This window comes from Haloparvum sedimenti, assembly GCF_001462205.1.
In the GTDB taxonomy this organism is placed as follows: domain Archaea; phylum Halobacteriota; class Halobacteria; order Halobacteriales; family Haloferacaceae; genus Haloparvum; species Haloparvum sedimenti.
In genome coordinates this window covers 1-10,019 of record NZ_LKIR01000141.1, presented here as the reverse complement: position 1 = coordinate 10,019, position 10,019 = coordinate 1, and the positions used below count along the sequence as shown (strand labels likewise).

The 10,019-nt window shown below is 70.1% G+C and carries 9 protein-coding genes and 1 pseudogene; all 10 read right to left on the bottom strand.

The window, feature by feature from the left end:
* Positions 1 to 51 precede the first annotated feature (51 nt).
* On the bottom strand, positions 52 to 2,079 hold the full coding sequence (locus AN233_RS14425) for a cation:proton antiporter (RefSeq protein ID WP_058367471.1): 2,028 nt from the start codon (positions 2,077 to 2,079) through the stop codon (positions 52 to 54).
* Entirely contained in the window at positions 2,076 to 3,686 is a 1,611-nt protein-coding gene (locus tag AN233_RS14420) for a proton-conducting transporter transmembrane domain-containing protein (RefSeq protein WP_058367470.1), read from the bottom strand. Before AN233_RS14420 ends, AN233_RS14425 begins: the two co-directional genes overlap by 4 nt.
* Positions 3,683 to 4,204 (bottom strand): cation:proton antiporter subunit C, encoded by a 522-nt coding sequence (locus AN233_RS14415; RefSeq protein ID WP_058367469.1) that lies wholly within the window; start codon positions 4,202 to 4,204, stop codon positions 3,683 to 3,685. The genes AN233_RS14420 and AN233_RS14415 overlap by 4 nt, the downstream gene beginning before the upstream one ends.
* Before the next feature lie 20 nt (positions 4,205 to 4,224).
* Positions 4,225 to 4,866: pseudogene (locus tag AN233_RS16540) on the bottom strand (MnhB domain-containing protein); the annotation flags it as partial.
* Positions 4,863 to 5,438, bottom strand: a complete 576-nt coding sequence (locus AN233_RS14405) for a DUF4040 domain-containing protein (RefSeq protein WP_058367468.1) — start codon at positions 5,436 to 5,438, stop codon at positions 4,863 to 4,865. The gene AN233_RS14405 and the pseudogene AN233_RS16540, both read right to left, overlap by 4 nt.
* Positions 5,435 to 5,761: a monovalent cation/H(+) antiporter subunit G gene (gene mnhG / locus AN233_RS14400; RefSeq protein ID WP_058367467.1), complete on the bottom strand. Its 327-nt coding sequence runs from the start codon at positions 5,759 to 5,761 to the stop codon at positions 5,435 to 5,437. Before mnhG ends, AN233_RS14405 begins: the two co-directional genes overlap by 4 nt.
* Positions 5,761 to 6,066, bottom strand: coding sequence for a cation:proton antiporter (locus tag AN233_RS14395; RefSeq protein ID WP_058367466.1), 306 nt, complete (start codon positions 6,064 to 6,066; stop codon positions 5,761 to 5,763). The genes mnhG and AN233_RS14395 overlap by 1 nt, the downstream gene beginning before the upstream one ends.
* Entirely contained in the window at positions 6,063 to 7,178 is a 1,116-nt protein-coding gene (locus AN233_RS14390) for a monovalent cation/H+ antiporter subunit E (protein ID WP_058367465.1), read from the bottom strand. The genes AN233_RS14395 and AN233_RS14390 overlap by 4 nt, the downstream gene beginning before the upstream one ends.
* A 509-nt stretch (positions 7,179 to 7,687) precedes the next feature.
* Entirely contained in the window at positions 7,688 to 8,857 is a 1,170-nt protein-coding gene (coaBC, locus tag AN233_RS14385) for a bifunctional phosphopantothenoylcysteine decarboxylase/phosphopantothenate--cysteine ligase CoaBC (protein ID WP_058367464.1), read from the bottom strand.
* Between the two features lie 87 nt (positions 8,858 to 8,944).
* Positions 8,945 to 9,805, bottom strand: coding sequence for an FAD-binding protein (locus AN233_RS14380; RefSeq protein WP_058367463.1), 861 nt, complete (start codon positions 9,803 to 9,805; stop codon positions 8,945 to 8,947).
* Positions 9,806 to 10,019: the final 214 nt, after the last annotated feature.

Below are 10,019 nucleotides of genomic sequence, written 5' to 3'. Positions count from 1 at the left end.
CCAGCGCGGCCGCGACCGCCAGCACCGCGAACGGCGGCACCAGTTCGAACATCAGGGCATCACCCCCCGAGTCTCGACGATGAGCTCGATCAGCTCGAGGAAGCCCATCCGCGTCGGGATCACCCCGAGCAGTACCGCGAGCGTCATCGCGGTGAGGATCGGCGCGAGCATGAACCACGTCGACTCGCGGCCGAGGACCGCGTCGAGGCCCCGGATCCGGTCCCAGCCGCCGGCCGGCGGGCCGCCGTGGTGGCCGTGGTCGTCATGGTCGTTGTGGCCGTGGTCGTCGTGCGACGCGTCGGCGTCGTGGACTTCGCGCGTCTCGTCACCGGTTTTCTCACCGCTCGCCTCGTCCGCGGCCTCGACACCCACTCCGAACGGCACGTCCGTGTCGGAGGGCTTCTGATCGACCGCGTAGTTCCCGGTGTCGACGCGCTCGGCGGGCTCCGAGAAGTCCCGTTCGCTCGTGTCGAAGTCCGGCCGGACGACGCCGTCCTCGTCGACGTTCAGGTCGTCCGGGAGGTCCGCGTCCGCGTCGTCGGCGTCCGCGTCGGGGATGTCGGGCGCGTCGTCGGCCGCGGCCGTTTCTGTCCCTTCTCCCTCATCGCTCTCCTCCGGCTCGCTGCCGCCGTCCGTCACCGGGAGCGAGGATTTCCGCTCGCCGCCGAACGGGAAGTCGACCAGCGGCTTCGCGTCGTGGTCGTCCTCCGCCTCGAAGAAAGCGGTGTAGACGACCGGCCAGAAGTACGCGATGTTGAGCACGCCCGAGAGCAGCAGCGCGCCGACGAACCAGTAGGCGACGGGCGTCAGCGTCGCCCCCATCTGCACCCCGCCGATCAGCATGTAGTACTTGCTCACGAAGCCGGCCAGAAGCGGGATGCCGGCCATCCCCGCGGCCGCGACCGTGAACGCGGTCATCGTCAGCGGCATGCGCTTCCCGATGCCGGCCATCTCCGAGATGTAGTCCGTGTGGGTCTCGACGTGGAGACACCCCGCACAGAAGAACAGGGTGAGCTTCATGAACGCGTGCGCCGGGATGTGGAGCAGCCCGCCGACGAGCCCGTGCCAGCCGAACAGCCCGAGGCCGAGCAGGATGTAGCTCAGCTGGCTCACCGTCGAGTAGGCGAGCCGCTGTTTGAGGTGGTCCTTCCGGAGCGCGATGAGGCTGGCGGCCGTCAGCGTGAACGCGGCCGCCGCCGAGAGCCAGAGCCCGACGCCCAGCTCGAAGACCAGCTCGGGCCCGAACACGTCCAGCACCAGCCGCGAGACGCCGAAGGCACCGGACTTGACGACCGCGACCGCGTGGAGCAGCCCGGAGACCGGCGTCGGCGCGACCATCGCCTCGGGGAGCCACTGGTGGAGCGGCATCAGGCCGGCCTTCACGCCGAACCCGACCGCCAGCAGCACGAAGGCGATCTTCGCCATCAAGGGGTCGGTGCTCGCGGCCGTCGCGAGCGCCTCGATCCCGCCCTCGCTGAACGAGACGGTCGGCTCGCCGACGAGGCCGGTGAGCCAGTAGACCACGACGGTGCCGGCCAGCACCAGCACGCCGCCGCCGAACATCGTGTACGCGAGGTACTTCCTCCCGGCCGAGCGCGCCTCCGGCGTCTCGTCGTGCGCGACGAGCGGGTACGTCGCGATCGACAGCAGCTCGTAGAAGACGAAGATGGTGACGAGGTTCCCGGCGAACGCGATGCCCATCGTCGCGGATAAGGAGACGGCGAACGCGGCGAAGTACCGGGTCTGGTTCGTCTCGTCGTTCCCGCGCATGTAGCCGATGCTGTAGAAGGACGTGACGATCCACAGCCCCGACGCGAGGAACGCGAACAGCATCCCGAGCGCGTCGGCGCGCAGCGTGAACGTCACGTACGGCAGGAAGTCCCCGAGGTGGGTGACGTAGGTCGTCCCCGCCAGCACGCCCGGCAGCATGGAGGCGACGGCCGCGAACTTCGCGACCGCAGCGAGGACCGTCCACCCCTCGCGGAGGTTCGGACGGCGGTACGACGCGACGATGAACCCCGACGCGACGAACGACACCAGCACGGCCAGAAGCGGTCTGAGATCGACTATTTCGCTCATGCGAACACCCTCCCGAGGAACGGCTCGAACGCCTCGGCGGCCGCGAACCCGGCGAAGCCGAGCGCGACGACCCCGAGCGTCACGGCGACGAGCACCAGTAGGCTCGCCGGCGGCACCCGGTCGGGAACGCCGGGCGCGCGCGGCGCGTCGGAGAGCGGAGCGAGCGGGCGCTCGCGGCCGCCGTCCGCCGCGGTCGATGCGGTCTCCGGGCGATCGGCCCGGTCAGCCGGCCGAGGCTCCGGTTCGCCCGCCTCGCCGGCGCCCGCGAAGTAGAGCGCCTCCAGCAGGCGCGCGACGTACGCCAGCGTGAACAGCGTGCTCAAGAAGATCGCTCCGACGACGACGTAGCCGGTCGCACCTGTCGGACCCGCACTCCCGGCCCCGCCGGCGCCCTCGACCGCGCCGAGCGCGACGTACCACTTGCCGAGGAAGCCCACCGACGGCGGGATGCCGACGAGCGAGAGCCCGAGCACGGCGTACGCGCCGGCCGTGAACGGCGCGCGCTCCGCGAGGCTCGCGAGGTCGCTCACGGTCCGGGCACCGTAGCCCAGACCGAGCAGGCCCACCGCGAGGAACAGCCCGAACTTCAGCAGGCCGTGCCCGATCAGGTGGACGATGGCGCCCAGAAGCGCCGTCTCGTTGGCCAGCGCCACCGCGGCGACGACGATGCCAAACTGGGCCACGGAGGAGTACGCCAGCATGCGCTTGAGGTCCGACTGCATCGCCGCCAGCGCCGACCCGGCGACGATGGAGACCGACGCGACGAGTAGCAGTCCGGTCGTGATCGCCTCGTTGGCGGCGAGGAACTCCACCGTGAACACGGTGTAGGTGATCCGGATCAGCGCGTACGCCGCGGTCGTGGAGACGAGCGCCGCGACCAGCGCCGTCACCGCGTCCGGCGCGCGCTGGTAGGCGTCCGGCTGCCACGAGTGGACCGGGAACAGCGCGATCTTCAGCGCCAGCCCCGCGACGATGAACGCGTAGCTCGCGCGGATCAGGGGATCGGTGTAGCCCACTGAGGCGATGGCCCCCTGCAGGTCGATCATGTTGAGCGACCCCGTCGCGAGGAAGACGTAGCCGACGCCGATCAGGTACAGCGAGGCGCCGACCGTCCCCAGGAAGAGGTACTTCAGCGAGGCGTACGCGCTCGCGGCCGAGCGGTCGGCGGCGATCAGTCCGTAGGTCGTCAGCCCGACGATCTCGAGGAAGACGAACATGTTGAACAGGTCGCCGGTGAGCGAGAGGCCGAGCAGCCCGCCGGTCAAGAGCAGGTAGCCGGCGTAGAAGGGGTTGCCGCGCGGGCCGGCCACGCGCGCGAAGACGAGCGTCAGAACCGCGACGAGCGCGACGAGCACCGTGACCGCCGCCGACAGCTCGTCCGCGACCAGCTCGATGCCGTACGGGCGCTGCCAGCCGCCGAGCGCGTGGACGAGCCGGTCGCCGGCGAACACCTCGCGGGCGACCGCCAGCGCCATCCCCAGCACCGACAGCGTCGTGACCGCCGCGATCGGCCAGCCGGCGTCCTCGCGGACCAGTCCGCCCAGCAGCGGGAGCGTGGCCGCGATGATCGGTACTGCGATCAGAAGCGGGAGGAGGACGTCGCTCACGCGGTCTCACCTCCCTCGGGCCCTCCGGCGGCGTCCGTGCTGCCGGTCCCCGCGGACGGGTTCGACGCCTGGCCGTCCGTATCCGCGTCGCGTGCGCCGCGCAGCCGCTCGGTCTCGCCGGTGGGGAGCGTTCCCTCCTCGCGCATCACGTCGCGGAGGGCGTTCACGTTGAGCGTGCCGTACTCGTCGTAGATCCGGATACACAGCGCCAGCGCGACCGCGGTGAGGCTGACGCCGACGACGATGGCGGTCAGCACGATGACGTGCGGGAGCGGGCTGACGTACAGCCCCTCGGCCGCCTCGCCGGACGACAGGATCGGGATCGCGCCGCCGTCGACGTACGCCGAAGCGATGTAGAACAGGAAGATCGCGGTCTGGAACAGGTTCAGGCCGATTATCTTCTTCACGAGGTGTTCGTTGGCGATCATCATGTAGATCCCGGTACATAGCAGCGCGACGAACGCCGCGTACGCGGTCCGCGTCGCGAGAACGTCGATCAGTAGTGGCTGGGTGCTCATTCGGATACCTCCGTCTCGTCGTCCGCGGGCCCCGCCGCCAGCAGGAAGAACAGCCCGATAAGCACGCTGGCGACGATGGGCGCGATGCCGAGGATCTCGACCCCCTCCATCCCGTACTTCATCGGCTCGGGGATGGGGAGGAACGAGTAGTCGAGGAACGTGCCGCCGCCCGCGAGCCCGACCAGCCCGATGCCCGCGAACACGAGCACGCCGCCGACCGCGAGGCCGACGAGGACCGAGTTCGAGAGCCACTCGCGCGTGGACTCGATACCGAAGGCGAAGGCGATCATCAACACGACCGCGGCCACGATCGCGCCGCCCTGGAAGCCGCCGCCGGGCGAGCCGCCGCCGTGGAACGTGATGAACAGGCCGTAGGTGAACACGAACGGGGCGACCGCCTTCACGGTCGTCATGATCACCTGGCTCTCGGTGTAGGGGGTTCCCTGCCGCTCGACCTCCGAGAGATGCGGGCGCTCCTCGTGGCCCGAGTATTCGGTGCCGAAGCCGCGGTGTCCCGTTGGTTCGTCAGCCGCGGTCGGGCCGTTTTCTGTGGCCGGGCCGTTTTCTGTGGCCGGGCCGTTTTCTGTGGCCGGGCCGTTTTCTGTGGCCGGGCCGTTTTCTGTGGCCGGATCGTCGTCCCCGGCCGGAGCGTCTCGGCTCACGCGAACACCTCCCGTCGGAGGACCAACATCGTGACGATACCCGCCGCGAACACCACGACGGCCTCGCCGAAGGTGTCGAACCCGCGGTAGGAGGCCAGCACCGACATCACGGCGTTTTCGACGCCGGTCTCGGCGTAGGCGTTCGCGAGGTAGTACTGGGTCACGTCCGGGTTCGACCAGACCGGCGAGTTCGTGTCACCGACGACGGGCATCTCCGCGAGGGTGCTCGCCATCGCGGCGCCAAGCAGGCCGACGGCCCCCACCGCGGGCCAGTGGACCGACTCGAACGCCACCTCGTGGTCGATCCGGCTGGTCTTGGCGATGGTCAGGAGCAGCAGGACGGTCGTGACGCCGGCGGAGATGGCCGCCTCCGTCATCGCTACGTCCGGCGCACGGTAGAACGTGTACAGCGCCGCCATCCCGAGGCTGTACGCGCCGAAGACGATGATCGACGAGAGCACGTCGCGGGCAAGCGCGGTCACGACGGCGGTGAGGATCACGAAGGCGAAAAGCGAGACCTCGACCGGCGAGACCGCGAGCGGGACCGACGCGGTCGGGAGCAGCGCGTTCATCGGCGCTCGTCCCCCTCGGTCCACGGTACGTTCCCGTCCTCGAAGGCGGCCCGCGCGATGGCGTGGGCCGCGGTCGGGTTCGTCACGAAGATGAAGAACAGCAGGAGGACGGACTTGAAGCCCGACCCCGCCAGGCCGACGGTCAGCGCGACGGCCGCGAGCGCGAAGCCCGCGCCGAGCGTGTCCGCCTGCGAGGCCGTGTGCGCCCGCGAGTACACGTCCGGGAGCCGGATCACGCCGGTCATGGAGACGAACGTGAAGAACAGTCCCAGGAGGGTGAAGACCGCGATCAGCGCCACGCGGACCGTTGTGAGCGGCTCCATCAGAGCACCCCCCCGCGCTCAACGGTGAACTTCGAGATGGCGATGGCCATCAGGAAGTTCAACAGGGCGTAGACGATGGCGATGTCGAGGAACGTCGGTTCGCCGAGCCCGGCGCCCAGAAGCGCCAGGATGACGACCGTGTTCGTGCCGAGGACGTTCACCGCGAGCACGCGGTCCTGCATCGTCGGCCCCCTGATCGCCCGGTAGGTCATCCCGAGCGCGAGCACGACGAAGCCGGCCGCGGCGTACAGCAGGAAGTCCCCGACCGTGAGACCGCCGGCGACGACGGTGTCGGCGACGGTCATTCGTCGGTCACCTCGCTTTTGGACTCCGCCGCGTCCTCGACCCGCTCCCCACCGTCCGTCTCCGCGAACGGGAGGTCGGCGGTCGCGTCAGGCCCCTGGAGCACGTCACAGTCGCCGCGCTCCTTCGGCGTCGGCAGTCTGGCCGCCTCGCGGCCGTAGAAGATCAGCCGCGTCCAGCGCTCCAGGCTCCCCTCGAAGAGGCCCTCGCGGGCCCACGGGATCAGGGTGTGGACGATCAGGTCCTCGTCGCTGGCGCGGACGGTGAGCGTCCCCGGCGTCAGGGTGATGGAGTTCGCCAGCGTCGTGAGCGGGAGCCCCGAGCCGACCAGCACGCGCATCCGGGTCGTCGTCGGCTCGATGGGTAGCGACGGCGAGAGGATGACGCGCGCGACCACCACGTTCGATTTGAGGATCTCCCACAGCAACACCGGGACGTACACCGCGCCGCGGACGATCCGCTTGGGCGTCTCCAGGGTCGGGTCGTGGTCCAGCGTCACCTGCGAGAGCGTGATCGCGACGATGGCCGCGCTCGCGACGCCCGTGACGAAGTCGAAGGGGTACGTCGGGTCTCCGAGCACGAAGTAGAACAGCAACGAGAGGGCGAACACCGCCCCAAACCGCAGCCCCGTCAGCTCGGAGACGATGCGCTCGCGGCGGGAGGGGCGGTCGACGGGCGCCTCGCGGACCGTCAGGCCGGTCGAGGAGAGCTCGAACTCCATCGGCTGGAGCAGCGCCGTGTTGCCGACCGGGGTGTACTCGGGGTCCAGTAGTACGGTTCCGAGCTCGTTGGCGTCCGCGTACTCGTGAAGCCGCTCGGCGTACTGCCCGGGCCCGAATAGGTATGCGTCGGTTCCCAGGATCGCGGTCTCGATGCGCAGGTCGGGCGCGTTCGCGTCCTCGAGGTCGTACTCCGCCCAGACCGCGACCTGTTCGAGCAGGTCCGTCGCGTCCTGCCGCAGCCGTTCGACGTGGGGGTCGTCGTCGCGCCAGGCGGCGAGGTAGACGAAGTGGAGCGCGTCGGCGCCCGCCTCGGCCGCCTCCGCGGCGGCGTGACCCACGGTGGCCCGCAGCGTCGCCGTCCGCTCGACGGGCACGACGATGCCGTCAGCCACCGGGGTCACCCCCACCGCCGCTGCGTGAGACTGTTCGGGTCGACATTCGTGGTTCTCACCGAAGCCGTTGGTCGGATCACCCAAAACAGTTCTTATCCTAGCGGGATAGGGCGCTAAAACCTCGCGCTTCAGCGCGGGGATACAGCGTCCGCATGTGGTTTTAAGAGGATATACGGCCTACTGAATGTTAACCGAGGCGGTCTATCCGCCTTATCTCAATGAGACAGTATCGGGATTCGCCCTTTCGTCGTGGAAGCCACCCTTCCATCAGACGAACAGGGTGCTGGAAGCACAAGATAACCCTGAATCCCCGTCTTTTGACGGTGGATAGGGGTACCGGTAGCGTGGCACTGCCAGCATTCCCTCGGGGATGCGAAACCGTAAATCTCCCAACCCAGCAAGCCTCCGCTTGTGGGAAGCCCCGCCGTTCACCGCGGGGAGGATGTCACCCTCGTGGCGTCTGCCGGAGGTTCGTCCCCGTTTCTCTCCTCGTCCGCGCCGGCGGGGGCTTACGCGTCCGGCGTCAGCACGGCCGCGAGCCGGTCGGCCACGCGCCCGCCGACCGCGTGTTTGGGGCCGACGACCTCCTCCGGATCGGTTCCCTCGGCGCCGACCAGCAGGACGCGGGACTCGTCGTCGCCCATCACGCTCGCGTCGTTGGCGACCACGAACGCCAGCCCGACGCGGTCGCGGATGCGCTCCGCTTCCGCGATCATCGCCGCGTCGTCGCCCGACGTTTCGGCCTTGAAGCCGACGATGGGGAGGTCGGGGTGGGCCTCCCGAACGGTGTCGATCAGCTTCGGCGTCGGCTCCAGGTCCAGCGAGAGCGGCGACCCGGACCGGATCTTCTCGCCGACCGCGTCGGCGGTGAAGTCGGAGATGGCGGCCGCCGAGACCAGCGCGTCGGCCGTGTCGGCGGCCGCGGTCGCCGCCGCGATCATCTCGTCGGCGGTCTCGACCTCGATTACGTCCGCATATCCCACGTCGGGGCCGTCCTGTACGAGCGTCACGTCCGCGCCGCGGACGTAGCAGCCCCGGGCCACCTCGCGGCCGGTCTTGCCGGACGCGCGGTTCGTGAGGATCCTGATGGGGTCGATGCGCTCGCTCGTCGCGCCGGCGGTGACGACGACGTGTCTGCCCGCCAGCACGTCGGGCGTGACCGCGCGGGCGACCTCCGTGAGAATCGTCTCCTCGGCGGCGATCTTCGCCTTCCCCTCCTCGATCCGGGGGTCCGCGAACGTCACCCCCCACGCGGCGAGCCGGTCCAGCGCCTCCGCCACGCCGGGGTGGTCGTACATCGGCTCGTGCATCGCGGGCGCCATCACCACCGGCACGTCCGCACCGATCGCCGTCGTCGCGCAGGTGGTGACGGGCGTGTCGTCGACCGCGGCCGCGACCTTCCCGGCGGTGTTGGCCGTGGCGGGCGCCAGCAGGAGCACGTCCGCCCACCCGTCGCGGCCGCACAGCTCGACGTGTTCGACCGCGCCGGTGATCTCCGTGACGACCGGCTCGTCGGTCGCGAACTCGACCGCCCACGGGTGGACGATGTTCGTCGAGGCGGGAGTCATCACCGCGCGGACCGCGGCGCCGTGCCGCCGCAGTTCGTGCGCCAGCTCGACCACCTTCACCGCCGCGATGCTGCCCGAGACGCCCAGCGCGACGTTGACCCCCTGAAGCATTGGCTCCCGGTTCGGGCGGGGGTCGTAAATAGCCTCACGAAGCGGCGCGGAGGACGGAGGGCCGCGGAGTCCCTGCGGAGCTTGTCCCTACTCGTCTTCGGGAAGCCGCCCCAACTCGTCGTCGACGAGGCTCGGGTGCGTCCGCTGACGCGAGTCGTGCGGCTCCGCGAAGTACTCCTGCATCGCCGCCATCGACTCCCGCTCGCGGGCGCGTCGCTCCGTCTCGGAGACCTCCTCACAGCCCGGCGGCACGTCGCGGCCGCGGTCGGTGAAGTAGCCCTCCGGCGTCACCCAGTCGTGATAGAAAGGGACCTCGGAGTCGTGGATCAGCGTGATCGCGGTCCGGGCACCGTCGCCCGCGGCGACGACCGCCTGGTGGTACCGCTCCGCGAGCCGACCCGCGGCGTAGAGCCCCTCGACGGTGGTCCGTCCGTCGCCGTCGTCCTCGAGGTAGGTCTTCGAGCCGGCGTCGCGGGCGTCCACGTCGAGCGGGTCGAGGTAGCTCGCGTCCGACCACGAGGCGGCGACGACGCGCTCGGCCGCCAGCGCGTACCGCTCCGAGGTGGCGTCGCTCGCGTCGCCCGCAGCGTCCGCGTCGTCCCCGTCCGACCCGCGCTCGACCGTCGCCACGAACCGCGCGTCCGACCCCGTCTCCACCTCCGCGTCGGCCGCTCGACGCAGTCGCACGACGCGCCCCTCGCGCAGGTCCGCGCCGTTCCGGGTCGCGCCGGAGCGCTGCATGTCGAGAAATGTCCGCGGGTTGACGCCGGCCGGGAAGCCGGGCAGGTTCTCCACGTGGGCGTTGCGGGCGAGGATCGGCTCGCCGGCGTTGACGACGACGGTGTCGAGGCTCGCGCGGGCGGTGAACGTCGCGGCCGAGAGCCCGGCCACGCCGCCGCCGACCACGAGGACCTCGTAGGTGCCCTCGAGCGTCGGAAGCTCGCTCATGCGAGCGCCTCGCGGGCGCGGGGATTTAGCAGGGTCGATCCGGCGCGAGAACCGGCTCCGAAGAGACCGATCGCGTTCGTCGCCGCAAAAACGCCTCCTCAGGCGCCCAGAACGGTTTGACATCCTCCCCGCGCTAAAGCGCGAGGATTCCTCCGTTGGGGGTTCAGCTACCGACCCACGGAGGCAACTTGCGGGTTCGTGCGCACTTCTTTGG